26 protein-coding genes and 1 pseudogene are annotated in these 24,878 nt (G+C 64.0%); 18 read left to right on the top strand and 9 right to left on the bottom strand.

Translation table 11 applies throughout. The annotated features are described in order from the left end of the window. Window positions 1-119: 119 nt before the first annotated feature. Window positions 120-1,436, top strand: coding sequence for an oxalate/formate MFS antiporter (gene oxlT / locus NCS00_RS17955; RefSeq protein ID WP_008353183.1), 1,317 nt, complete (start codon window positions 120-122; stop codon window positions 1,434-1,436). Between the two features lie 201 nt (window positions 1,437-1,637). Further along, window positions 1,638-2,720, top strand: coding sequence for an acyltransferase family protein (locus tag NCS00_RS17950; RefSeq protein ID WP_175979408.1), 1,083 nt, complete (start codon window positions 1,638-1,640; stop codon window positions 2,718-2,720). Between the two features lie 49 nt (window positions 2,721-2,769). On the opposite strand, the gene NCS00_RS17945 is transcribed toward NCS00_RS17950, so the two are convergent. From NCS00_RS17945 to hmpA, 5 genes are all read right to left on the bottom strand, one after another. Continuing rightward, on the bottom strand, window positions 2,770-2,913 hold the full coding sequence (locus tag NCS00_RS17945) for a hypothetical protein (protein WP_250435901.1): 144 nt from the start codon (window positions 2,911-2,913) through the stop codon (window positions 2,770-2,772). 83 nt (window positions 2,914-2,996) lie between these two features. Beyond that, the gene (locus NCS00_RS17940) at window positions 2,997-4,226 is read right to left on the bottom strand and encodes an NnrS family protein (protein ID WP_008353189.1); all 1,230 of its coding nucleotides are present in this window, start codon (window positions 4,224-4,226) and stop codon (window positions 2,997-2,999) included. 7 nt (window positions 4,227-4,233) lie between these two features. Further along, window positions 4,234-4,644 (bottom strand): cupin domain-containing protein, encoded by a 411-nt coding sequence (locus NCS00_RS17935; protein WP_250440652.1) that lies wholly within the window; start codon window positions 4,642-4,644, stop codon window positions 4,234-4,236. Window positions 4,645-4,654: 10 nt separating this feature from the next. After that, entirely contained in the window at window positions 4,655-5,092 is a 438-nt protein-coding gene (locus NCS00_RS17930) for a carboxymuconolactone decarboxylase family protein (RefSeq protein WP_008353193.1), read from the bottom strand. A gap of 192 nt (window positions 5,093-5,284) precedes the next feature. After that, window positions 5,285-6,466 (bottom strand): NO-inducible flavohemoprotein, encoded by a 1,182-nt coding sequence (gene hmpA / locus NCS00_RS17925; RefSeq protein ID WP_250440651.1) that lies wholly within the window; start codon window positions 6,464-6,466, stop codon window positions 5,285-5,287. Between the two features lie 123 nt (window positions 6,467-6,589). Between hmpA and norR the strand changes: the two genes are divergently transcribed. From norR to NCS00_RS17875, 10 genes are all read left to right on the top strand, one after another. Continuing rightward, the gene (gene norR / locus NCS00_RS17920; RefSeq protein ID WP_250440650.1) at window positions 6,590-8,191 is read left to right on the top strand and encodes a nitric oxide reductase transcriptional regulator NorR; all 1,602 of its coding nucleotides are present in this window, start codon (window positions 6,590-6,592) and stop codon (window positions 8,189-8,191) included. Between the two features lie 387 nt (window positions 8,192-8,578). Beyond that, a complete protein-coding gene (locus NCS00_RS17915; protein ID WP_033537071.1) occupies window positions 8,579-9,241 on the top strand; it encodes a c-type cytochrome in 663 nt (220 codons plus the stop codon). 57 nt (window positions 9,242-9,298) lie between these two features. After that, the gene (locus tag NCS00_RS17910) at window positions 9,299-10,516 is read left to right on the top strand and encodes a c-type cytochrome (protein ID WP_008353197.1); all 1,218 of its coding nucleotides are present in this window, start codon (window positions 9,299-9,301) and stop codon (window positions 10,514-10,516) included. A gap of 14 nt (window positions 10,517-10,530) precedes the next feature. Continuing rightward, window positions 10,531-10,701: a hypothetical protein gene (locus NCS00_RS17905; RefSeq protein WP_033537070.1), complete on the top strand. Its 171-nt coding sequence runs from the start codon at window positions 10,531-10,533 to the stop codon at window positions 10,699-10,701. Between the two features lie 18 nt (window positions 10,702-10,719). Then, window positions 10,720-11,286, top strand: a complete 567-nt coding sequence (locus NCS00_RS17900) for a cupredoxin domain-containing protein (RefSeq protein WP_175979402.1) — start codon at window positions 10,720-10,722, stop codon at window positions 11,284-11,286. Further along, window positions 11,276-12,901 (top strand): b(o/a)3-type cytochrome-c oxidase subunit 1, encoded by a 1,626-nt coding sequence (locus NCS00_RS17895; RefSeq protein ID WP_008353201.1) that lies wholly within the window; start codon window positions 11,276-11,278, stop codon window positions 12,899-12,901. Before NCS00_RS17900 ends, NCS00_RS17895 begins: the two co-directional genes overlap by 11 nt. Then, window positions 12,898-13,713 carry a c-type cytochrome gene (locus tag NCS00_RS17890; protein WP_250440649.1) on the top strand — a complete coding sequence of 272 codons (816 nt, stop codon included), beginning with the start codon at window positions 12,898-12,900 and terminating at the stop codon, window positions 13,711-13,713. The genes NCS00_RS17895 and NCS00_RS17890 overlap by 4 nt, the downstream gene beginning before the upstream one ends. Before the next feature lie 540 nt (window positions 13,714-14,253). Beyond that, the gene (locus NCS00_RS17885) at window positions 14,254-14,766 is read left to right on the top strand and encodes a GNAT family N-acetyltransferase (protein ID WP_250440648.1); all 513 of its coding nucleotides are present in this window, start codon (window positions 14,254-14,256) and stop codon (window positions 14,764-14,766) included. Window positions 14,767-14,883: 117 nt separating this feature from the next. Then, window positions 14,884-15,939 (top strand): NAD(P)/FAD-dependent oxidoreductase, encoded by a 1,056-nt coding sequence (locus tag NCS00_RS17880; protein WP_175979399.1) that lies wholly within the window; start codon window positions 14,884-14,886, stop codon window positions 15,937-15,939. Further along, window positions 15,936-16,646: an extensin-like domain-containing protein gene (locus NCS00_RS17875; protein ID WP_250440647.1), complete on the top strand. Its 711-nt coding sequence runs from the start codon at window positions 15,936-15,938 to the stop codon at window positions 16,644-16,646. The genes NCS00_RS17880 and NCS00_RS17875 overlap by 4 nt, the downstream gene beginning before the upstream one ends. A 1-nt stretch (window position 16,647) precedes the next feature. On the opposite strand, the gene NCS00_RS17870 is transcribed toward NCS00_RS17875, so the two are convergent. Beyond that, the gene (locus NCS00_RS17870) at window positions 16,648-17,337 is read right to left on the bottom strand and encodes an HD domain-containing protein (protein ID WP_250440646.1); all 690 of its coding nucleotides are present in this window, start codon (window positions 17,335-17,337) and stop codon (window positions 16,648-16,650) included. A 186-nt stretch (window positions 17,338-17,523) separates the two neighbouring features. On the opposite strand from NCS00_RS17870, the gene NCS00_RS17865 reads away from it, so the two are divergent. Continuing rightward, complete coding sequence (locus tag NCS00_RS17865; RefSeq protein ID WP_250435885.1) at window positions 17,524-18,492, top strand: GlxA family transcriptional regulator; 969 nt, start codon at window positions 17,524-17,526, stop codon at window positions 18,490-18,492. Window positions 18,493-18,607: 115 nt separating this feature from the next. Continuing rightward, window positions 18,608-19,105: a hypothetical protein gene (locus NCS00_RS17860; RefSeq protein ID WP_008353214.1), complete on the top strand. Its 498-nt coding sequence runs from the start codon at window positions 18,608-18,610 to the stop codon at window positions 19,103-19,105. Between the two features lies 1 nt (window position 19,106). Here NCS00_RS17860 and NCS00_RS17855 read toward each other — a convergent pair whose 3' ends face one another. Continuing rightward, entirely contained in the window at window positions 19,107-19,400 is a 294-nt protein-coding gene (locus NCS00_RS17855; protein ID WP_144403815.1) for a hypothetical protein, read from the bottom strand. Window positions 19,401-19,647: 247 nt separating this feature from the next. Between NCS00_RS17855 and NCS00_RS17850 the strand changes: the two genes are divergently transcribed. From NCS00_RS17850 to NCS00_RS17840, 3 genes are all read left to right on the top strand, one after another. Then, complete coding sequence (locus NCS00_RS17850) at window positions 19,648-20,265, top strand: OmpW/AlkL family protein (RefSeq protein WP_175979572.1); 618 nt, start codon at window positions 19,648-19,650, stop codon at window positions 20,263-20,265. A 205-nt stretch (window positions 20,266-20,470) separates the two neighbouring features. Next, entirely contained in the window at window positions 20,471-21,043 is a 573-nt protein-coding gene (locus NCS00_RS17845) for a hypothetical protein (RefSeq protein WP_033537049.1), read from the top strand. Further along, window positions 21,040-21,435, top strand: coding sequence for a GFA family protein (locus tag NCS00_RS17840; RefSeq protein WP_250440645.1), 396 nt, complete (start codon window positions 21,040-21,042; stop codon window positions 21,433-21,435). Before NCS00_RS17845 ends, NCS00_RS17840 begins: the two co-directional genes overlap by 4 nt. A gap of 9 nt (window positions 21,436-21,444) precedes the next feature. Here the strand turns inward: NCS00_RS17840 and NCS00_RS17835 are convergent, their stop codons facing one another. Next, a complete protein-coding gene (locus NCS00_RS17835) occupies window positions 21,445-22,455 on the bottom strand; it encodes a zinc-binding alcohol dehydrogenase family protein (RefSeq protein WP_250440644.1) in 1,011 nt (336 codons plus the stop codon). 179 nt (window positions 22,456-22,634) lie between these two features. Between NCS00_RS17835 and NCS00_RS17830 the strand changes: the two are divergent. After that, window positions 22,635-23,471, top strand: a pseudogene (locus tag NCS00_RS17830) (NAD-dependent protein deacetylase); the annotation flags it as partial. Between the two features lie 3 nt (window positions 23,472-23,474). Here the strand turns inward: NCS00_RS17830 and NCS00_RS17825 are convergent. Then, window positions 23,475-24,731 carry an aminotransferase class V-fold PLP-dependent enzyme gene (locus NCS00_RS17825; RefSeq protein WP_250440643.1) on the bottom strand — a complete coding sequence of 419 codons (1,257 nt, stop codon included), beginning with the start codon at window positions 24,729-24,731 and terminating at the stop codon, window positions 23,475-23,477. Between the last annotated feature and the right edge of the window lie 147 nt (window positions 24,732-24,878).

The raw sequence follows: 24,878 nt of genomic DNA, 5'->3' as shown, positions 1-24,878 counted from the left end.
TTTCGCTTGACTTACTTGATATATCACATACTGTGTATATGCGCGCAGCATGAATGGGCGTCGCGGGAGGCGTCGTTCGACGTCCGCATACACAAGGCATATTTGCCAAGGAGACAGGCATGGGAATGAACCAGATGGGCCGCGATGACAAGGCGTCGCGCCTCGCGTCGCCGTGGGTGCAGTTGGTTTTCGGCGTGATTTGCATGGCGATGATCGCGAACATGCAGTACGGCTGGACGCTCTTCGTCAATCCGATCGACGAGAAGTACCACTGGGGCCGCGCGGCCATTCAGGTGGCGTTTACGATCTTCGTCGTGACGGAGACATGGCTCGTGCCTATCGAGGGTTATCTCGTCGACAAGTACGGTCCAAGGCCGGTGGTGGTCGGTGGCGGGCTGCTATGCGCGATCGCGTGGGCGATCAACTCGGTGGCGTCGTCGCTGCCGCTTCTGTACTTCGCCGCGGCGGTCGGTGGCGTGGGTGCGGGCGCGGTGTACGGCACGTGCGTCGGCAACGCGCTCAAGTGGTTCCCGACGCGGCGCGGACTTGCTGCGGGCATCACGGCGGCAGGCTTCGGGATGGGTTCCGCCGCGACCGTCGTGCCGATCGCGCACATGATCAAATCGAGCGGCTATGAAGCGACGTTCCTGTGGTTCGGTCTCGGCCAAGGCCTCGTGGTCTTCCTGCTCGGCATGGCGCTCTATGCGCCGCCCGCGCAGTTGCTCGCGACGGTGAAGAGCACGGTCAAGGCCGCGGTCTACAACGCGAGTCCGAAGCAGGTGCTGCAGTCGCCGATCTTCTGGGTCATGTATCTGATGTTCGTGATGATGGCCGCCGGCGGCCTGATGGCGACCGCGCAGCTCGGTCCGATCGCGAAGGACTTCGGCTTGCACGATTCGCCCGTGTCGATACTCGGCTTGACCTTGCCCGCGCTGACCTTCGCGCTCACGATCGACCGCGTGCTCAACGGTCTGACGCGGCCGTTCTTCGGTTGGGTCTCGGATCGCATCGGACGGGAAAACACGATGTTCGTCGCGTTCGCGATCGAGGCGGTGGGCATCGTCGCGTTGTCGAAGTACGGGCATAGCCCGATCGCGTTTGTCGTGCTGACGGGCATCGTGTTCTTCGCGTGGGGCGAAATCTACAGTCTCTTCCCGGCGACGTGCGGCGATACCTTCGGTCCGAAGTTCGCGGCGACGAACGCGGGCCTGCTGTACACGGCGAAGGGCACGGCGGCGTTGCTGGTGCCGTTCTCGAGCGTCATCACGACGATGACCGGCAGCTGGCACGCCGTGTTCATGCTTGCGGCGGGGATGGCGGCGATATCGGCGCTGCTCGCGCTTTTCGTGCTGAAGCCGATGCGCAATGCACATTCGCAGACCCAGCAAAGTCTCATGCAACAAGGGCTAACCAAAACGAACCAGATATCTTCCTGAAATTAGCCTGGTTTTCACTGTCGTCCGCGAACGTCCTTGTGCCGGTTCGTGGCCGAGCAGTGCTCGTGTGAAGGTCCTCTCCGCGCGTCTTCGGCTGAAGCCGCGCGGAGAAGGGAGCGGGTCAAACGGGTTGCCGCTTCGGCAACTTATTAATTTGTGTCACACCGCGTTACAATTCCGCCTTCCAAATAGGCGGCATTCATGAGAACGCTGGGACAAGCTTTTAATAAGAACGGCCGAGAGGACAGTAATAATTTCCTGCTGTTGCGTCTTATCGCCGCTTCGCTCGTTGTCTATGGGCATTCGTTCGCGCTTGCCGCCACGACCAACGGTCTCAGAGATTTCACGACGTCGATCCTGCATTACCGATATTCGGGCGATCTCGGTCTGCATATCTTTTTCGTCATCAGCGGATTTCTCATCACGTTCAGCTTCGATCGTCGGCACAGCGTGAAAGACTTCGTCATCTCGCGCGCCCTGCGTCTGTTCCCGGCGCTGGTCGTTTGCATGGCGCTGCTCGCCTTCGTGCTCGGACCGTCGTTGACGACGCTTTCGCGCGGAATCTACTTCGAGTCACCCGAGACGTACGGCTTTGTCTGGCGCAACGCCTCTCTGTATGAGTATGCCGAGCGCTTGCCCGGCGTCTTCGCGGACAATCACGCGCGGAACGCCGTGAACGGAACGCTGTGGAGCATCTGGGTCGAGGTCCGGCTTTACGTCCTGGTACTGGTGTTCGGCGCGCTCGGCGCGCTTCGCAGTCGATGGGTCGCTAACCTCTGCATCGCCGCCCTGGTCGCGATCGGACTCTTCGCGCCGACCTACATGCCGTTCATCACGGGCGATCCGTCCAACCTTCGCGTTGCCGTGTTTTTCGCCGCTGGTGTCTTTCTCTACGTCAACCGGGATTTCATCCCGCTGAACCGCCAGGGTCTCTTCGCGCTGCTGCTTGCGGCGGTGCTTTCCTACCGTCAGCCGGCGTTCGAGATTGCCTGCGGCGCGGTGATTGCCTATGGCGTGTTCATGATCGCCTTCGCGCCAAAGCTCAATCTCGGACCCATCGAAGACTATTCGTACGGGATCTATCTCTATGGCTGGCCGATTCAGCAGGTCGTGAATCACTTCCATCCGGACGGCTCCGCGCTACAAATGATGCTGATCGCGCTGCCCGGTTCCTGGCTCGCGGGCGCGCTCTCTTGGTATTTGATCGAGAAGCAGGCGCTCGGATTGAAGGCGAGGTATTCGGGCGCCAAAAAGGCGAAGGCCGCGGGCGGCGTTGCGCTGTGATGACGATGATCCTTGCGACCCGGCTTGTCGCCCGCCTCGCGCCATCGAATCAGAACCGCGTGCCGACGCTGCAGCCGCCGAAGCCGCCGCCGTTGGTGGCAAAGCCGCTGCATCCGAAGAGGCCGCAGCCGGAAAGGGCGAGCAAAGCGGCGATGAGCATCGCCGCGGCGCAAAGAGAACGAAGGTGCTTCATGGCGGGATCGGAATCGGAATCGGGAAAGCCGGACGCGATTCTCGCGGAACCCTCGCTTCCCGATGTCAAAATCCGTCGCCGTCTCAACCTGGCTTGCCATCCGCACGCGGCTTGAAGAGCGGCGCGGCATAAGCGGCGACGTAGAGCCCGAACGCAAGAACCCAGCACGACCCAGCCGCAAAGACCCACGTCGAATGCCACGAAGGCGCGACGAGCGGCCCGAGCACGCGCAGTGCGCCCGCTGACATCACGAGCGCGTAGCACGCGACATCGCGCGTGTCCGCGACGAGCGGCCGTCCGGTATGCCCGCGCGCGGTGCGCGTGATCATCGCGATGATCGCGCCGCCGATCGCGCCAGCCGCGAACGCATGCATCGCGAGACTGTGCGGCACGCGTGTCCATCCGAGCGCCGACAGCGCGAGCAGTGCGAAGCCGAGCGGCAGCCACGCATAAGCGAGATGCAGGATCGCGAGAATCGGCCGGCCGCGCACCGCGTACGAGCGCCAGCCGATCATCCGCGCGAGATGCACGCCGCAGGCCAGCAAGGCGATCGGCGCGACGATCGCGCCATCGAGCGCGAAGGCGTCCGCGACAAACGCCGCGATCGTGAGCGGCGCGGCCATCAACTCGACGAAGCGCCAGCGCCGTGCGATGAAACCGGGCATTGCATTGGCGGTGAACATCGGGATCACGCGTCCGCCGATCACGCCGACGAGCAACACGACGATGCCCGCCGACGCACACACCGCGCGCATCGCGAGATCGGGGCGCGCGTCGATCGCGAACGCGTGGAACGCGGCGTTCAGCGCGCCGAACGCGAACACAACGACCGCGATGAAGTAGTTGCGCCGGTTGCCCGCCTCGACGAGCACCCGCAGCAGCAGAATCGCGGCGACCGGCAGGAACGCGCTATCGACGATCGCCGCCGGCAGCGCCGGGCCGCTCCACACGAGCACGCGCCCGGCGAGCCACAGCAGCACGAGCGATGCGAGTGTCGCGCCCTTGGCCGTGTCGCGTCCGGTCCACGCGCGCACGGCCGTCAGCAGAAAGCCGGCGACGATCGCCGCCGCGAACCCGAACACCATCTCGTGCGCGTGCCAAGCGACCGGATCCGCGCGCAGCAGATAGCCGCCGAACAGCGGCACGCCCGACAGCACCAGTAGCCACACCGTCACCGAGAGCGCGCCGAACGCCGCGCCGCACAGGTAGAACGGCCGGAAGCCGAGATCGAACAGCGCGAAACGCGGCCGATGCTCCGGCGAACGCTTCTGCGGCGTCGCGATGAAAACGGTGTCGGGTTCTGCGATCTTCATGTTGTCCTCAATGCGGGATCGGCTGCTTGACCGGATCGCCATCGCCGACGATCGCGAACACGAGCAGCTTTGCCGGCTTCGTCGCGCTCGCATTCTTCGACACGATGTGATGCGCGCCCGGCGGTTCGTACCACGATTCGCCGGGGCCATACGTCTTCGCGCTTCCGCCTTCGAGCTGCGATGTCACGCGGCCCTCCAGCACGTAAGCGAAGATCGACCCCGGATGCATGTGCGCCTCCGACGACTGTCCCGGCTTGTACGAGACGGTCGCCATCAGCACGTTCTTGCCGGCCACTTCCGGCACGGCCTGCTTGATCATCGGCGTGACGAGTTCCGCGCCCGCCGCGTCGTGCGCGCCGGCGCTCGCTGCACCGATCGTCAGCGCGGCCGCCAGCACGAGAATTTCGCGCTTTCTCATGTCGATGCCCTCACGCCGGCAGCTTGCGGAAAGCGATCGCGAAACGGTTCCAGCTATTGATCGCGGAAACGAGCAGCGTCAGGTCGACAATTTCATCGTCGCTGAAATGGGGCTTCACGGCTTCCCACACGGCATCGGGTACGTGGTCTTGCGACACCAGCGTCAACGCCTCGGTCCATTCGAGCGCGGCGCGTTCGCGATCGGTGAAGAACGGCGTCTCGCGCCAGACAACGACCGTCGCCAGCCGCCGATCAGTCTCGCCGCCCTTGCGCGCATCGGTCGTATGCATGTCGACGCAAAACGCGCAGCCGTTGATCTGCGATGCGCGTAGCCGTACCAGTTCGGTCAGCGATTTCTCGAGCGCGGACTTCGCGATGCGCTCCTCGACGCCGACCAGCGCCTTGATTGCTGCGGGATTGGCTTTGTAGAAGTCGAGACGGGGTTCCATTTGCGTATCCTCCTTGCCTGGGTTCTGAAAGTGCGCCAGATCGGCGCGGCAAGAGCAGATTAGGCGTCTGGCTGGCCTTTTGAAATGTCCAGTTTCTACAAAATCGAGGTAACCACTTGCAAAGGCTGGAACGCGCAAAAAAACCCACGGCCAAATGCGCCGCGGGTCGACAGGGCCGCACCGGGCACGGAATCAGTCGAGCGCGGCGGCCGGGCCGAAGAACTCGTAGCGGCTCTGCGCTTCGGGCACGCCGAGCGCCTTCAGATGCCTCTTCACCGCCTTCATGAACGCCTTCGGCCCGAGGAAGTAGGCATCGACATCGCGGTTCTTCGGCAGCCACGTATCGAGCAGCGTTTCGTCGACAAAGCCGATGCCGTGCGCTTCGAGATCGCCATCGCGCTTGTGCTCGTAGCAGTAGAAGCGCTTCAGTTGCGGATGGCGCGCCGCCAGTTCCTCGATCGCCGCACGGAACGCGTGCACGCCGCCGTGCCGCGCCGAGTGGATGAAGTGCACCGGGCGTTGCGTTTTGAGCGCGGCTTGCAGCATGGCGAGCGTCGGCGTGATGCCGACCCCGCCGCTGATGAGCACGAGCGGCTTGTCGTTGTGTTCGAGCTTGAAGTCGCCTGCGGGCGGATAGAGATCGAGCACGCTGTTTTCGCCGACGTGTTCATGCAGGAAATTCGACACCTTGCCATTCGCCTCACGCTTCACGCTGATGCGATATTCGCGGCCGTTCGGTGCGGCCGAGAGCGAGTAGTTGCGGCGCAGTTCCTCGCCGTCGATGAACAGGCGCAAGCCGATGTACTGACCCGGATGGAAGTCGAGCAGCGCGCCGCCGTCTTCCGGGACGAGATAGAAGGACGTGATCTCGTCGCTTTCCTTCTCCTTGCGCGCGACGACGAAACGCCGCGTGCCGCGCCAGCCGCCCGGCGCGTTTTCGCGCTCGCTGTAGATGCCTTCCTCGAGTCCGATCAGCAGATCCGCAAGTTGCCCATAGGCCGCGGCCCACGCCTCGATGACGGCGTCGGTGGCGATTTCCGCGCCGAGCACCTCACGGATCGACGCGAGCAGGCAGCGTCCGACGATCGGATAATGTTCCGGCTGGATGTCCAGCGCGACGTGCTTGTTGATGATCTGGCCGACGAGCCCGCCGAGCTTCTCGAGTTCGTCGATGTGCCGTGCGTACATCAGCACGCCGTTGGCGAGCGCGCGTGGTTGCGCGCCGCTTGCCTGGTGCGCCTGGTTGAACATCGGGCGGACCTCGGGATACTCGCTGAGCATCTTGTTATAGAAGTGCGTGGTGAGGGCTTCGCCGCCGCTTTCCAGAAGGGGAACGGTCGCTTTGACGATGGCACGGTGTTCTGCTGACAGCATTGTTCGTTTCCTCGTGTGATAAAGGCGAAAGCGGGGCGCTTTCGCGTCTGAATGTTCGGCAGAATCTATACACGATCCGTGCCAGAGTAGAATCGTCGATAAATCAATCGTTTATTATCAAACATGGTCGATTCGACTCTAGTCAAAAGGACTGCTGACGTAGTCGCAATGACTTCACGCGTGCTGCTCGATGCGCTCGTTCCGCTTATCGAGGACCTGTCGAGCGAGATGCCCGACACCGAGCGCTACCGCCGTTTGCTGCACACATCGCGCGCGCTGTTTCCGAGCGATGCGTCCGCGCTGTTGCGGCTCGACGGCGATACGCTCGTGCCGCTCGCCATCGACGGTCTTTCGGGCGATACGCTCGGCCGGCGCTTTCGCGTGAGCGAGCATCCGCGATTCGCACGCATTCTCGCGCGCGCTGAACCGACGCGCTTCGCCGCCGGCTCGGACTTGCCCGATCCCTACGACGGACTGGTCAAGGGCGTGAGCGGCGATCTGGAGGTGCACGATTGTCTCGGCTGCCCGCTCGTCATCAACGGGCGCGCGTGGGGCTTGCTGACGCTCGACGCGCTCGATCCCGCGCGCTTCGACGGCATCGACATGGCTTCGCTGCAGGCGTTCTTGAGTCTCGCGGCGGCGACCGTGAGCGTCGCCGAGCGCATCGATGCGCTCGCGAAATCGAGCGAGGCCGAGCGTCAGCGTGCGGAGGTGTATCGGCAGGCGAGCGGGCCGCGAAGGCGCGAAATGATCGGCAGCAGCGAGCCGCATAACCGCTTGCAGGAAGAGATTGCGATCGTCGCGTCGAGCGATCTGACCGTGCTCATCACCGGCGAGACGGGCGTCGGCAAGGAGCTCGTCGCGAGCGAGATTCACGCGCTTTCGCCGCGCGCCGACAAACCGCTCGTCAGCCTGAATTGCGCGGCGCTGCCCGATACGCTCGTCGAAAGCGAGCTCTTCGGGCACGTGCGCGGTGCGTTTTCGGGCGCGTCGTCGGACCGGCGCGGGAAGTTCGAACTCGCCGATGGCGGCACGCTCTTTCTCGATGAAGTCGGCGAGCTGCCGCTGCCCGTGCAGGCCAAGCTGCTGCGCGTGCTTCAGAACGGCCAGTTGCAGCGGATCGGCTCGGACAGCGAGCACAAGGTCGACGTGCGGCTCATTGCCGCCACCAATCGCGATCTCGCCGAGGAAGTGCGTGAAGGGCGCTTTCGCGCGGACTTCTATCATCGGCTGTCGGTGTATCCGCTCGTCGTGCCGCCGTTGCGCGAACGCGGACGCGACGTCTTGCTGCTCGCCGGCTACTTTCTCGAAGAGAACCGCTCGCGCCTCGGCCTCCTGAGCCTGCGTCTTTCCGCCGATGCGCAAGCCGCGCTGCTCGCGTATCGCTGGCCCGGCAACGTGCGCGAACTGGAGCATCTGATCGGACGCAGCGCATTGAAGGCGCTCGCGGCGCATCGCGAACGTCCGCGCATCCTCACGCTCACCGCCGCCGACCTCACGCTCGCCGGCGACACCGCACTGGCCGCCGATGCCGCGACGCGCGTCGAAGCCGCGCCGCTGCCCGCGCCGGGCGCCGACTTCCGCGACGCCGTGACGGCCTACGAGCGCACGCTCATCCTCGACGCGTTGAAGCGTCACAACCAGAACTGGGCGTCGGCGGCGCGCGAGCTCGGTCTGGATCGCGCGAATCTCAATCGCCTCGCCAAGCGCCTCGGGCTCAAATGAGCAACACCTCGTTCATCTCGAAATGATGGACATGGCCGCGCAAAGCGACTATCTACAGTCCTTAGCAGATCGGGTCGACGTCGTTGCTCGTCTCAAAAAGATGCGGTTCATTGTTCGAACGCAAAAAACACTTGGATTTGTCACGCGCATCGATGTGACAGATTGAGACAATCTCTGAGTTGGGAAAAACGGGCGATCTCTTCTAAGATCAGAAAAGCCTAGCGCAACCCATCTGCAGCAAGAACATTGCAGCGCCTTGAAGAACCGAGCCGGACGAGCAGCACGCGCCCGGCACATCGAACACGGCAAATCGACAACGGGGGTTACGTGCGAAACGTGGCAAAGCTCGGCACATTCTTTTGGTCCGCGCTCTTCGCGTTTTTCAGCATCGGAGCGTTCGCGGCCGACAACGCGCCGCTGGAGCGCGCGCCCGACACGATGCAGGCCCGCGTGATGGGATGCGCCACATGCCACGGCTCGCAGGGCCAGGGCACCGACAACGACTACTTCCCTCGTCTGTCCGGCAAGCCCGCCGGCTATCTGTACAACCAACTGCTCGCTTTTCGCGACGGCCGGCGCAAGTATCCGCCGATGAATTACCTGCTCGCGTATCTTCCCGACGCGTATTTGAAGCAGATCGCGGAATACTTCGCGAGCGAACATCCGCCGTTTCCGCCGCCGTCGCCCGTCACCGTCGATTCGAAGACGCTAGAGCTCGGCAAGACGCTCGTCACGAAGGGCAACGCTACGCGCAACGTGCCCGCCTGCGTGAGCTGCCACGGCGCGTCGATGACCGGCATGGAGCCGGCGATTCCCGGTCTGCTCGGCCTGCATGCCGACTACATCAGCGCGCAACTCGGCGCATGGCGATACGGCACGCGCTCGACGGTCGCGCCGGATTGCATGGGGCAGGTCGCGAAACTGCTCTCCGACCGCGACATCACCGCGATCGCAGCCTACCTCGCGACGCTGCCCGCGCCGGCCGATCCGGTGCCGGTCGCCGCCGGTTCGCTCAAGATGCCGCTCGCGTGCGGCAGCGTCCACAACTAACGAGGACCCGACGTGCTCCGTTTTCGCCCATTCCGAGCGCTGACCGTCGCGGTCTTCATGGCGGCGTGCGCCGCGCCGATCGAACATGCCATCGCGCAGAGCGCCGACGCCGCGACCGTCAAGCGCGGCGAATATCTCGCGCGCGCGGGCGATTGCATCGCGTGCCATACGCTGCCGGCGGGCAAGACGTTCGGCGGCGGCCGTCCGATGGACACGCCCTTCGGCACGCTCTTCACGCCCAACATCTCGTCGGACAAGGAGACGGGCATCGGCAGCTGGAGCGCCGGCGAGTTCTACACGATGATGCACTCGGGCAAGTCACGCGACGGCTCGCTGCTTTATCCCGCGATGCCCTATACGTCCTATACAAAAGTCACGCGCGCCGACTCCGACGCAATCTACGCATTCCTGATGTCCACGCCGCCGGTGCATCAGCCCAACCGGCCGCACGAATTGCGTTTTCCGTTCAACCGACGCGAGCTGCTGTACGGCTGGCGTTCGCTCTTCTTTCGCGAGGGCGAGTATCAGCCGGACGCGACGCAATCGGCGGAATGGAACCGCGGCGCGTATCTCGTCGAAGGGCTCGGTCATTGCTCGATGTGCCACACCGCGATCAACGCGCTCGGCGGCAATGTGAAGTCGAAGGCGTTCGAAGGCGGGCTGATCCCGATCCAGAACTGGTACGCGCCGTCGCTCACGTCGAACAAGGAAGCGGGTCTCGGCGACTGGAGCATGGAGGACATCGTCGGCCTGCTGCATGCGGGCGTGTCGAATCGCGGTGCGGTGTATGGACCGATGGCCGAAGTTGTCTACGACAGTCTGCAATATCTGAGCGAGGAAGACGTGCGCGCGATGGCCGTCTATCTGAAGGCGCTGCCCGCGCGTTCCGGCGACAAGCCCGCGCCGCCGAGCCAGGCGGCCGTCGAGGCGCGCTCGGATCTCGCGCCGCTCGGCAAGAAGGTCTACGACCAGCACTGCGCCGAATGTCACGCGACGCAAGGCCAGGGCAAGCCGCCCGATTTCCCGCCGCTCGCGAACAATCAATCGATCGTGATGAACTCGTCGGTGAATCCGATCCGCATGGTGCTGAACGGCGGCTATCCGCCGGGCACGTTCAAGAACCCGAAGCCTTACGGCATGCCGCCGTTCGCGCAGTCGCTCTCGGATGTCGAGGTCGCGGCGGTCGTCACGTATATCCGCACCGCGTGGGGCAACCACGGCACGCCGGTTTCCGTGAAGGAAGTGAACGAGCTGCGTTCGGCGCCACTTTATTGAGCATCGACGACACCATGACCGAAGACCCGAATGAACTCGCGAAGGAAGACGCGCAACTCGACGAGATCGTGAAGCGCGGCCCGTCGGGCGCGATCGCGCTCGCGGGCATTTCGACCGCGATCGTGATCGGCATCTGGTTCATCTTTTACTTCGCCGTGTTCCTGCCGCGCGGCGTGATCCAGTGATTCATTAAGGCGTCGCATATGGCCATCCATCCAAGCTCGCACGATGTCGCCGAACGGGTCGAACGGCGCTGGGCGATTCTCGTGCTCGCGATCGTCGTCGTGCTGGTCGGCATGGTCGTCTACACCGGCGTGCACTGGGCGATGATGCCGCCCTCGCGCGTCGAGACGGTCCGCCCGGAAACGCTGCACGTATCGGGCGAATTCATCGAAAGCAATCTCGGCAGCGCGCCCGAGGCGGACGGCTCCGTGACGGTGCGTATCGTCGCGCAGCAGTATTCGTTCACGCCGCAATGTCTTGTCGTGCCGGCGGGCGTGCCGGTCACGTTCCGCGCGACGAGTTCGGATGTCGTGCACGGCTTTCTGATCACCGACACGAACATCAATTCGATGCTGGAGCCGGGCTATGTCTCGACCTTCAAGACGACCTTCGACAAGCCGGGCGACCATCTGATGCCTTGTCACGAGTATTGCGGCACCGGGCATCAGAACATGTGGGCGCATGTGAAGGTGGTGGATCGCGCCGAATTCATGCAGATGGCCGACAAGATGCCGGCCAATTCGCGGAGAGTGTCCTGTGTTCAATAGCAAGCGCCTCGTCCTCGCGCATTTCTGGCTGGCGTTCATCGCCTTCGGTGTCGCGCTGCTGCTCGGCGCATGGCAGATGCTCGTGCGCAGTCCGCTGCATCCGTGGCTGCAGAATCCGGAGCTTTACTATCGCTCGGTGACGGAGCACGGCACGGTGATGGGCTACGCGTTCCCGACGCTCATCGCGATGGGCTTCGGCTATGCAGTCAGCGAGCTTGCGTTGAAGCGCCCGCTCGTGGGTTTGCGCTTCGCGTGGCTCGGCTTCTGGCTCGTCGCGATCGGCGCGGTGACGGCCACTGTGCCCGTCGCGATGGGTCTCGCATCCGTGCTCTATACCTTTTATCCGCCGATGATCGGCAACGTGTTCTATTACGTCGGCGTCGTGTTCGTCGTGGTCGGATCGTGGGTCTGGGTGGCGCTGATGTCGGTGAATCTCGCGTCGTGGAAGCGCGAGAATCGCGGCAAGCCGATCCCGCTCGCGATGTTCGCGACCGTCGCGGGCGCGTATCTTTGGGGTTGGACGGCGGTGGGCGCGGCCATCGAAGTGCTGTTCATGATTCTGCCTGTCGCGATCGGCTGGAAGACGACCATCGACGCGGGACTCGCGCGCGTGTTCTTCTCGTGGACGCTGCACGCGATCGTCTACTTCTGGCTGATGCCGGCGTATATCGCGTATTACACGATCATTCCGCGCGCGATCGGCGGCCGTCTCTACAGCGATGCGATGGCACGCATCTCGTTCATCCTGTTCCTCGTCGTGTCGATGCCCATCGGCATTCATCACTTGTTCGCCGATCCGCAAGTCGGCTCGGGCTTCAAGTTCATGCATTCGGTCTTTACGACGCTCGTCGCCGTGCCGACGTTGCTGACCGTGTTCACGATCTGCGCGTCGGTGGAGATTGCGGCGCGGCTGCGCGGCGGACGCGGCCCGCTCGGCTGGATCAAGGCGTTGCCGTGGGATAACCCGATGATGCTTGCGCTCGCGTTCTCGTTCGTGATGCTCGGTTTCGGCGGCGCGGGCGGGCTCATCAACATGAGCTATCAGCTCGATTCGACCGTGCACAACACGCAATGGGTGACGGGGCATTTCCATCTGATCTTCGGCGGCGCGATCGTCATCATGTACTTCGTGATCGCCTACGATCTGTGGCCGCATCTGACGGGCCGCGCATTGCAGAGCGTGAAGCTGATGCGCTGGCAATTGTGGCTGTGGTTCATCGGCATGATCGTGCTGACTTTTCCGTGGCATTTCGTCGGCATTCTTGGCATGCCGCGACGCATGGCGTTCTACGACTACAACGATCCGGCGCTTGCGGCGCAGGCGCTGTCCGTCGTGATATCGGTTGTCGGCGGGCTGATTCTGGTTGTGTCGGCGGTGCTGTTTTTCATCGTGCTCATAAGGGGACATCGCGCGCCGCTGGTGCAGCCCGAGGCGTTCCGCTTCAGCCGCGCGGTGCATGAGCCGCGCACGCTTCCGGTGGCGTTGAACAGCTTTGCGCTGTGGCTCGTGCTGATGATCGGGCTTACGCTCGTCAACTACGGCTATCCGATTGCGCAGTTGCTGGCGCGTTCGGACACGGCGGTGCCTGCGGTGCCGATCGGAGCGCAGCGATGAGCGACGAACGCCTCTTCACATTTCGCAATCGCTGGTTCACGGTCAGCGTGTTGGGGACGATCGCGGTCGCGGTGGCATCGGCGCTGATAGGGTTCGTGTGGCTGCCTTCGGTGCAGCGCGATGCGCAGTTCGCCGGCATCTGGAATGCGATCTGCAGCGCGGCGGGCGTGCCGCGCGAGTGGTATGCGGGCGGCGCGGCGGTCGAGCCGAAAGAGAAGCTGACGAGCGTCGAGATGACGCCTCAACTGCTCGACAAGGTGAGCGCGAATTCGATCGGACGTGGCGCGACGCTGGCTCTACGCTGCACGATGTGTCACGGCGAGCGTGGCATGAGCGAGGCCAACTCGCCGAATCTGGCGGGGCAATATGCGTCGGTGATTTACAAGCAGTTGATCGATTTTCAGAAGGGCGCGCGGAACAACGCGGTGATGTCGCCGATGGCGATGAATCTTTCGGATCAGGACATGCGCGATCTCGCTGCGTATTACGCGAACTTGCCGCGGCCGCCGGCGCAGCGCAAGGTGAGCAGTGCGCTTGCGCCGCCGATCGTCGCGCACGGTGCGCCGATGAGAAATATCGCTCCTTGCGCGGTGTGTCATGGGGGCATCGATACGAAGGCGGGGAGTCCGTGGCTCGATGGCCTGCCGGCGGCTTACACCAAATCGCAGTTGCTGGCGTTTGCCAATGGGACGCGGGCCAACGATATCGATGGGGTCATGCGCAATGTCGCGCGCAACATGACGCCCGAGGAGATCGATGCTGCTGCCATGTATTACGCGCGGGAGTTGAATTCGGGGGCGAATGCGAAGTGATGTTTGGTTTGCCTTCGGCTTCTATCAAATCCGATTACGCGTCGGTCTATTGGCACTGCCCCTGTGCGGGGCTGCAGTAACTAAAACTAAAGAAAGCAGCTACTGATAGGCCCGCGGTCATGCGCGATTTGGCAATCGGGGATGCGTGTGCTTCGCTAGTGACATCGCTATCGCACTGCGTGCGCAAACCGATGGTTTCCCTTGAATGCCCGGCGGCAGCGCGTAGCGCTGTGCCGATGCTTTTTCGTGCTGAACCGGCGCGCTCAACGCATTCGGGCGGCAGACCGTGCGCGATCCAAGCTGGATTGGGCCTATGAGGGCACTCTTTAGGCGAGTGCCATCTGCGATGAGAGAACTACCCAAATTGCGTGTGACCGCGGGCCTGAAAAGCTGCTTTCTTTGCTTACTTTCTTTGCAGCGGCAAAGAAAGTGAGTGCCGCCCGCACAGGGGCAACGCCAACAGACCGACACGAAAACGGGATCCGGCGACATAGCCCAGAGCTAGAATGCACGCCTCACCACCGCAAGACAGAGCACCCTATGAAGGCATCCACATCAATCCGCCACGAGCAACTCAGCGACATCGACGCGATCGAAATACTGACCACTGCCGCATTTCTCGATATGCCCTATTCGAGCCACACCGAGCAGTTCATCGTCAACGCATTGCGAAAAACGGGCCGCCTCACGCTATCCCTCGTTGCGGTGGAAAACGGCGACATCATTGGGCATATCGCGATCTCGCCCATCAGCATCAGCGCAACCGCGAGCGGCTGGTTCGGCCTCGGTCCGCTTTCCGTGACGCCCGCGCGTCAACGCGAAGGCATCGGCGGCGAACTCGTGAAGGAAGCGCTCGCGCACCTGAAGCGCGATGGCGCCGCGGGCTGCGTCGTGCTCGGCGATCCAGGTTATTACGGACGCTTCGGCTTCCGACCCGAATCCGCGCTCACGCTCCCCGGCGTGCCCGCCGAATACTTCCAGGCGTTAGCTTTCAGCGAAAAAGTCCCCGCCGGAACCGTTTCTTTCGACGAAGCCTTCGATGCCCGCGCCTGACGCCTGAAAGCAATCGCCGCTAAGCCGCAAGGGGTTTCGTTGCCGCGAGAGAACGCTTTCTGTATCGTGGCCCGAAGAATGCTGAAAAACTCAGCAGGCCAAGGAAAGAACCCCGAAATGGAACCTCAAAGCGAAGCGATAAAAACCGACGTGTTGATCATAGGCGCGGGCCCGGTCGGGCTATTCGCGGCCTTCGAGGCGGGCGTCATCGGCCTCTCGTGCCAGATCGTCGATACGCTCGGCCGCATCGGCGGACAGTGCATCGAGCTCTACCCCGACAAGCCGATCTACGATATCCCCGCGATTCCCTCATGCACCGCGCGCGAACTCGTCGATCGCCTGCTGGAACAGATTCGTCCCTTCGACGTGCCGATCCACCTCGATCAACGCGTGCAATCCGTCACGCAGCGCGATGACGATCATCGCTGGACCGTGACTACGGAAAACGGCATGACTTTCGATTGCGCCGCGATCCTCATCGCCGCGGGCAACGGCGCGTTCGTTCCGCAGCGTCTGCAGTTGCCCGAAGCCGCCGCGCTCGAAGGCCGCGACGTGCATTACAGCGTCTCGCGCGCGGCCGATTTCGCGGACAAGGAGATCATCGTCGCGGGCGGCGGCGACTCGGCGCTCGACTGGGCGCTCGCATTGAAGGACATTGCCAGGAAGCTCACGCTCGTGCATCGGCGCAACGGGTTTTCAGCAGCCGCGAATTCCGTCGCGACGATGAAGCGCGCGGTCGAAGCCGGTGAGATGTCGTTCGTCGTCGGCATGATCGAATCGCTCGATGCGCCCGATGGCGTGCTGCGCGGCGCACGCATCAAGCAGGTGGAAGGCTCGACCGATCTGGCCGTCGACAAGATCGTCGCGCTCTACGGTCTCGTGTCGGAGCTCGGGCCGATCGCGACATGGAATCTCGACGTGCGCGGCGGCCGCATCGAAGTGGATACGTCCAACTATGAATCGTCGCGGCCGGGCATTTTCGCAGTCGGCGATATCGCCAACTATCCGAACAAGCAGAAGCTCATTCTGTCGGGCTTTCACGAAGCGTCGCTCGCGTTGCGCAAGGCGTATTCGTACGCGTATCCCGAGAAAAAGCGCGTGCATGTACATTCGAGCTACGACGCCAAGCTCGCCGAGCGCGTGAGCGCGGCGCACACGGCCGATCACGCGTGATCGCACGCATCGTCGGATGGCTGTTGCTCGCGTGGCTTGCCGGCGCGGCGATGTTCGGCTACGCGGTCTATTCGAAACGCATCGTGCTGCCCGAGCGTTACGATCCGTTCGCACCGCTCGACGTGCGCGCGCCGCAAGGTCCGCTCACGCGCTTCAAATTATGGCGCACGATGCACGACGCGCAACGCTGCGATGCCGCGCTCGCACGCTCGGGTCTCGTCTATCGCGAGATGGCCGATGCGACCGGACCGGGCGGATGCGCGCTCCAAAGCGTCGTACGCGTCACGCAATCGCAAGACGTGCGCTTCAGCGCGCCGTTTCTCGCGACGTGTCCGCTCGCGCTCGGCATCGCCTACTTCGAGCATCAATATCTTCAGGCGGCCGCGCTCGATACGTATGGCGAGCGCATCGCGCGCATCGAGCATGTCGGAAGTTATGCTTGCCGCAATGTGAATCATCAGCAGGACGCGGCGCTGAGCCAGCACGCGAGCGCGAACGCCATCGATCTGACCGGCTCCGTGCTCGATGACGGACGCCGCATCACGCTCGCTCGTTGGGACGATGCCGCGTCGCCCGACGGCCAGTTCCTGCGCCGCGTTCACGAAGGCGCGTGTCATGCCTTCGATACCACATTAGGCCCCGACTACAACGCCTTGCACAAGACGCACTTTCACGTCGACATGGGTCCGTATCGCGTTTGTCGCTGAACTACGCGTGTCGATGCGAAGGATTGCGGCACGTCGCATGATCGTGCGGCTGATCGTTCCACGCCGATCCGAGGATGATGCTGCAGAAGTTCAGGCGCCTGTAGTTCGGGTCTTTCAGCGCGAGGACATCGGCCTTGACGTTGCCGAAAGTGGATTCCGGCTTGGCGATCGTCCCTTTGGCGAAGGCGTCGATGATGCCTTCCTTGAAGTTCGCCTCGCGCGGATGCGCCGCGACGACGAGCCGGCGTTGATCGGCGCTGAACTCGTCGTAGGCGAGACCGAGCACATCCATCTCGACGCCCGCCGTGACGAGCGCGACCACCGATTTCTTGTGCTGCGGAATGCCGGGCGTCGTGTGCAGCGCGATCGCATCCCACACCTGCTCGATCTCGCTTTCGCCGATGCCATGCCCGCGCAGGAAATCGCGCGCCGCGTTCGCGCCATCGACTTCGAAGCGGTCGTGCGGGCTGCTGTATGCATCGGTGAGGCCCATGTCGTGGAACATCGCGCCGATATAAAGCAGTTCGGGATCGTATTTCAGCCGCTTGCGTTCGCCCGCGAGCGCGCCGAACAGGAACACGCGGCGCGAGTGATGATAGAGCAGGTCGGGTTCCGTATCGCGTACGAGTTGCGTGGCTTCGCGCGCCATCTGGCTGTCGGGAATGCTGATGCCTGCGATGATTTCGCTCATGTTTGAAGCTCCGGAATGTGAGTCGATGAAAGACGCGAAGCGTCGTGCGTTGCTAAAATCGCGCAGCGCGTCCGATGCCTTCAGTCTCTTCAAAAGGCGCTCGCGTCTCAATCGAAACGACGCGTCGAACTCTGCCAGGCGCACGCCGTCTTCCGCCACGCGCGCTCATCACCGACTTTCTCTCCGATGCCGACAGTTGCAATCGCAATCTTTCAGGGCGTGCAGGCGCTCGATGTGGCCGGTCCCGTCGATGTCTTCGCGGAAGCGAACGGCTTCATCGCTGCCTCGGACGCGTATGAGATCACGCTTGTCGGACCGGAGGAGCGCATCGTGCGCGCGTCGAACGGCACGCGGCTCGTCGCGGATCTGCCGTTCGACAAAGCCGATCGCCATTACGGCACGGCGCTCGTCGCGGGCGGTCCGAGCCTTCCCGTCGATGAACCCGATCGGCGCCTCTGCACCTGGCTCGTCGATACCGCATCGCGCTGCGAGCGTTACGGCTCGATCTGCACCGGCGCATTCGCGCTCGGTCACGCGGGCCTGCTCGACGGCCGCAATGTCACCACGCACTGGCAGAATGCGCCGCGGCTCGCGGAGCGTTTTCCGCGCGCACGCGTCGAACTCGATCGCATTTATATGCGCGACGGCAATCTCGTCACGTCGGCGGGCGTGACGGCGGGCATCGATGTCGCGCTCGCGCTCGTCGCCGAAGATCACGGCGCGCAAGTCGCGCTCGCGGTCGCGAAACGGCTCGTCGTATTCGCGCAGCGGCGCGGCGGACAATCGCAGTTCAGCCCGTATCTGAGCGCCCCCGCCGACGACACGTCGCCGGTCGCGAAAGTGCAGGCGTACGTCATGGAGCACATCGGCGAGCGGCTGTCCGTCGCGCGCATGGCGAGCGTCGCGGGCATGAGCGAGCGCAACTTCGCGCGCGCCTTCGTGCAACTCGCGCAGTTGACGCCGCACGAGTTCGTCGAACGGGCGCGCGTCGACGCGGCGCGCAATATGCTCGAAAGCAGCGACACGCCGCTGAAAACCGTCGCCTACGACTGCGGCTTCGGCACGGCGGACCGCATGCGGCTCGTGTTCACGCGGCGGCTCGGTGTATCGCCGAATGATTATCGACTGAGCTTTCGCACGCGCTTTGTGAAGTGATCGGGGCGCTGGCGCGCCGACGCGTGACGCCGGGTTCGCTAAAATTCGAGATGAACGCGGCCCGTGCGACAGTGCGCGCGCCGCAGAATCCACCCTCGACATATCGGAACAGCGAATGACGAAACAAGAGACCGCCACGCAAGATCCCTACGAACGACGCGCACTGCTGCTGCATCTCGGCGACGTGCTGGAGTCCGTGTTTTGCCTGAGCCAATGCGCCGACGAATACGCGAGCATCGGCGAAGCGGTGAAGGGCAACGACGCGCTCGCGGGCTTCACGCTGCTCGGCTTCGTCGACGCGACCATGCCGCCGCGCGATTTCATCCGCCGTGCATCGGGTGCGTTTTTCGTTTGGCCGAAAGCGCTGCTCGATGAAACGCTGAATCGCCCGATGCTGGCGAACACCGTGAAGCACGATCTTTTCGCGGACAACGCGAAGGGCTGGAACGCCTACATGGAAGAGCGGCGCAAGGAAGTGCCGTGGTTCGGCGAGGATCTCCCCGAAGTCGCAACGAGCGCGGCGCCTGCGCACGAAGCCACGCCGGCAGCGGAAGCGGAAAAGCCGTCGCGCTATTCGACGTGGCCGTGGCCGGACAAGCCGGCCGACGCGTGATCTACTGCTTCTTGCTCATGCCGCTCGCGCCCGAGTCGAAGCCGAGTCCGTTCGGCCGGTCGGGCGCTGCGCCCTTGCCCGATGACGTCTTGCCCGGCCGCGTCTTCAGCGCATCGCTGGCATTCGCGGCGGCCGCAGCGGGCGGCGTCACGTTTTTCTCCTGATACGCGGGCGTACTGTCGTAATCGAGCTTGTTCGGTTTTTGCGGCGCCTGCTGCGCGCTCGCCACGACGGCCAATGTGCCGCCGAGCAGAATCCCCGTCATGCGCCCGAGTGTGCCGATTGTGGGTCTCATCTGCTTCCTCCCTTTGTTCTGCACGTTCTCTTCGTTCAGCAAGGCGCGGACCCGCCCGCAAGTGGCGCGCGGTCGCAGACCCGCCGATGCGTAAAGCATGCTTGTCCGCGCGCAAGGCTTGCCGCGATAGGCGGCGCGCGTCTGGCGCGCGTTGATTGTGGTCAAAGGCGCGACCGACCCTCGCTCGGACAATTCTCACTTTAACGTGAGTGAGCTAAAAATGAGAAAGGGTCTCGGGGCAATCGTCATGGCATGCGCGGCGTTGTTCGCGGGCGCGGCGCAGGCGGCAGGCGATGCATCGTCGAGCGATGCGATGGGCGGCATCCACGCCGGCGATGTGCTGGTTCGCCTGCGCGCGATCAGCATTCAGCCGGATGTGACAGCGGGGGGCACGCTCGGCACGCTCGGTGTCAACGTCAACAACGCGATCGTGCCGGAGCTCGATTTCACGTACATGATCCGCGATGACATCGGTGTGGAATTGATTCTCGGCACGTCGCGGCATCAGGTGACATCGAACATCGGCGGGCTTGGCGGCGTGGGCGTGCTGCCGCCGACGCTGCTCCTGCAATATCACTTCAATCACGCGGGGCGCGTGCGTCCGTATGTCGGCGCGGGCGTGAACTATACGTACTTCTACAACGACAAGCTCAAGGCGGGCGACACGCCGGTGTCGATCAAGCACAGCAGCTTCGGCCCGGCGTTGCAGGTGGGCGTCGACGTACAGGTGGCGAAGAATTTGTTCGTCAACGCCGACGTGAAGAAGATCTGGATGCGAACGAGCGCATCGGCGGGCGGCGCCGATCTCGGCTCGCTCAAGATCGATCCGTGGGTGATCGGCCTTGGCGTCGGCATGAAGTTCTGATGCGCGGTTCATCGCGGCAAATGTGCGCCGCGCCGCGCATCGTCTGAAAGTTGGCGGAAGATGCCAGTGCTTCTGGCGTGGACGGTTCGGCGGGCGCGGTATCCTTGACAGCAGGCCCGGCGCAGACTCGCGTCGCTCGAAGTGTGTCCGAGCGGCGCAAGAAACTGCAACGACTAATAAAACCGCATCGGGGAACTGCAAGCCAATGAGACCTTCCACTTACGCGGGATTCGTTTTGCTCGCGGCGTGTGGCGCCGCCTTCGCGCAACAGCCGCTCACCGTGCCAGGCCGCAGCCAGAGCGCGTGGCAGCAATCGATCGATAACGCCGCCTGCTACGGCTACGCCAATCAGACGACCAAAGTGAACATGGCGCGCGAGTCGCAAGCGCCATCGCGCGACGCTCAGGCGCAGCGCGACACGCGCACGCTCACGCCGCCGCGTCCGGTCGAGCCGCCGTTGCCGGCGAGTGCGGCGGGCGCATCGGGTGCGCTCGCGGCGTCTGCGGCGGCGCCTGCATCGGGCGCATCGGCGGCGATCGCCGCGTCGGGTGCGTCCGGCGCGACGGGCGTGACCGCCTTGCCGCATCCCGCATCCGGCGCGATGCCCGGCATGCCGGCGATGCCCGCATCGATGGCGGCGGGCGCATCCGGCGCATCCGACGCGATCTACGGCGGCGACATGAAGATGCCGCCGCTGCCGCCGCCCGAGCCGCCGATGACGCGCTACTGGCGCGCCTACAGCGAATGCATGCAGAACCGCGGCTACTTCACCCGATGAATCAGCCGCTTCACGAAGGCGGATGTGCGTGCGGCGCGGTGCGGGTGCGCGTCGCGGGCGCGCCGAAGGAAGTGAATCTGTGTCACTGCATGACGTGCCGGCGCATCCACGGTGCGCCGTTCGGCGTTTACGCGATCTTTCCGCGCGATGCGTTTGCCGTGACGGGCGAAACGGTCGCGTGGGCGAGCTCCGCGACGGGCAGGCGGCATCATTGCCCGCTGTGCGGATCGCCGGTCTATCTGGCGTTCGACGGCGTCGACGAAATCGAGGTGCCGACCGGCATCTTCGATGAAACCGGCCTTTATCCGCCGCAGTACGAAATCTGGTGCAAAAGCGCCGAGCCGTGGCACGACGCGCAAGGACGGCCGCGCTTTGTACGCGGCGCGCCCTGATTCAACCGGTCAGCATTCGACGATTGCTTTCACGACGCCCGCTTTCGGATCGAGCAGCGACGAGAACTGCGTCGGCACATCGCTCAGCGTCAGACGATGCGTGTTGAGCGCATCCGTCGGCACTTCGCCCTTGCGCATCGCGGCGAGCACGGTCTCGAAGTCCTCGGGCGTCGCGTTGCGGCTCGCGAGCAGCGTCGCTTCGCGCTTGTGGAACTCCGGATCGGCGAAGGAAATGCGATCCGGCACGATCGACACCAGCACGTACTTCCCGCCGTGCGCGATGAATTCGAAGCCGCGTTCCATCGCGCGCGAATTGCCGGTCGCGTCGAACACCACATCGAAGAATTCGCCATTCGTGAGCGTCGACAGTTGTTCCTTGTCCTGCTCGCCGATCTGCACGGTCGCGTCCACTTTCAGTTCGCGCTTGCAGAACGCGAGCCGGTCTTCGCGCGTATCGAGCGCGGTGACGTTCGCGCCGCGCAGCCGCGAGAAGGTGATGGCCGCCATGCCGATCGGACCCGTGCCGACAACCAGCACGCGCTGCCCCGGCTGCACGTCCGCGCGACGCACGGCGTGGGCGCCGATCGCGAGGAATTCGATCATCGCGGCCTGATCGAGCGTGACGCCCTCGGCCTTATGGACGAATTGCGCGGGCAGATTCAGATATTCGGTGAACGCGCCATCGCGATGCACGCCGAGCACCTGAATGTTCACGCAGCAATTCGTCTTGCCCTGACGGCACGCGATGCACTTGCCGCACGACAGATACGGCATCACGTAGACGGTGTCGCCCGCCTTCAGCCCGCTCGATGCGTCCGCTTCCTCGATCACGCCCGACAACTCGTGGCCCATCACGCGCGGATACGACAGATAAGGCTGATTGCCGGTGAAGATGTGCAGGTCCGTGCCGCACACGCCGACGCGCTTCACGCGCAGCAGCACTTCGTTGTCGGCGCGCTGCGGTTTCTCGCGCTGTTCGGCTTTCAGGGTTCCGGGCGTTTCGCAGATGACGGTCAGCATGCTGGATGTCTCGATATGTCGTTGGAGTGGGGCGTCCGTCAATCTAACGATGCGCGCCGATTTGGTCAAGCCAATTTCAATATCGAAAAAGTGGTAAGGCCGGATGCGCAGCCAGCGGCGCGGGCGGTTTCGCCTTATATTTCCACCAGAGCAAATCGCTCGGACAAGCGAAAAAAGGACGGCAAGTGCAGCAGCTTCATGAATTCGTCGAGCGGCATCCGCGGCTTTTCGTGCTGTCGGGCGCGGGCATCAGCACGGAATCGGGCATTCCCTGTTATCGCGATCGCGAAGGCCAGCGCACGGGCCGCGCGCCCATTCTGCTGAAGGACTTTCTCGGTTCGGACTACGCGCGCCGGCGCTATTGGGCGCGCAGCCTCATCGGCTGGCCGGTCGTGCAGAACGCGCAGCCGAACGCCGCGCATCACGCGCTGCGCGGGCTCGCCGCGCGTTCCCGGGTACATCGGCTCGTCACGCAGAATGTCGACGGATTGCACACGCGCGCCGGCAATCCCGATGTGATCGAGCTGCACGGCAATATCGGGCGAGTGCGCTGCATCGAATGCGGCGAGCGGCATACGCGCGCGGCCGTGCAGCGGATGCTGGAAGCGGCGAATCCGGATTTCGTCGGCTATACGGCGCCCGCGGTGCCCGACGGCGACGCGCATATCGAAGATCTCGATTTCGCCGCCTTCGACGTGCCCGGCTGCACGCGCTGCGGCGGCGTGCTCAAGCCCGACGTCGTGTTCTTCGGCGAGAGCGTGCCGCGCGCGCTCGTCGACGACGCGGCACGCTCGCTCGAAGCCGCCGATGCGATGCTCGTCGTCGGCTCATCGCTGATGGTGTATTCGGGCTATCGCTTTTGCGAGTGGGCCGCGAAAAGCGGCAAGCCGATCGCGGCCATCAACATCGGCAAGACACGCGCCGACGCGCTCCTCGCGCTGAAAGTCGAAGCGCCGTGCTCGGACGCGCTCGAACGCCTGATCGAGCATCTCGACGCACGGCCGGTGACGCGCTGACGCTTACTTCGCTTCGCGCGCAAGCGCCGCGATGCCTTCGACGAGACGCTCGGCATCCGACATGCGCGAGAAGAGCGCGGGCGTCACGCGGACGACTTCGCCCGCGTCGGGGCCGGGCCGCGTCACCGTGAAGACGCCGAAGCGATCGCGCAGCGCGGCGACGATCGCATCGCAACCTGCTTTCGTCGCGCGCCCGTTCAGGCGGAACGCAGTGATGCCGGCGGTCATCGACGGATCGTGCGGCGTCAGAATCTGCACGCCGGGAAGCTCGCTCGCGGGCTTCGCCCAGGCATCGCGCAACGCACGCAGACGCGCTTCCTTCGCCTTCGCACCGATGCGCCGATGCACGTCCAGCGCCGACGGCAGCGTGAACCACGCGGCGAAGTTCGGCGAGCCGGTGTGCACGCGCGCGCGGATATCGTCGGCGGGCCAGGAGCGGTCGCCGAGATACGGATCGATCGACGCGACGTGTCCCTTCCGGATGTAGATCGCGCCGCAGCCGAGCGGCGCGCCGATCCACTTGTGCAGGTTCAGCGCGGCGAACGGCGCGTTCAAGTCGGGCACGTCGAAAGCGAGTTGCCCCCACGAATGCGCGGCATCGACGATCACTTCCGCGCCGGCTTCCTTCGCCATCGCCGAAATCTCCGCGACCGGGATCACGAGGCCCGTCGCGAAGCAGACGTGCGACAACAGCACGAGCCGCGTGCGCGGATGCGCGCGCAGCGCCTTCGCGTAGGTGTCGAGCACCGCTTCGCGCGTCGCGGGCTCCGGCATCGTAATACGCACGGGCGTGACGCCGCGCCGCTCGCGCAGCCATTCCATCGCGTCCTTGCCGCACGGGTAATCGAGATCGCTGTAGAGCACCGTCTCGCCCGGCGCGAGGCGGTTGTAGCCGCTGATGAGCGCGAGCAGCGCTTCGGTCGCGTTGCGCGTCAGCTCGATCTCCTCGACCGCGCAGCCCATTTCGATCGCGACGCGCTCCCGCAAACCCTGATACAGCGACATCAGATGCGGGCGGATCAGAAGCGTCGTCTCGCGGTTCACGCGCTCGGTCCAGTAATGGAACATCGCCTTGACCGGCTCGGTCATCGCACCCCAGAAGCCGTTCTCAAGGTTGATGAGCTCGTCGGAGTGACGCCACAGCGCGCGCACCGCATCCCAGTAGCGTTCGTTCGTGGCGAGACCGGCGGTTGGCGTCGGCGGAAGCGTCGCGAGCGCATCGGCGAATCCGGGCGTGCGGTGATCGAGGATCTCGGGCATCGGAATGTAGAAGTTCGTGGAAAGAAAATGAAATGCTTACCTAACTTCGCGCATCTGTATGGTAACGGTATTACCGAACGTCGTGGACAAAGTGCAGACTATTTGCATCTTTTCCCTTCAGTCCAAAAATCGTGAGCCGTAATCAGC

It is taken from the genome of Caballeronia sp. AZ1_KS37, assembly GCF_023631165.1.
Taxonomy (GTDB): Bacteria; Pseudomonadota; Gammaproteobacteria; order Burkholderiales; family Burkholderiaceae; genus Caballeronia; species Caballeronia zhejiangensis.
Note: the sequence above shows the minus strand (reverse complement) of the source record. Positions and strands in the feature narration are given on the sequence as shown.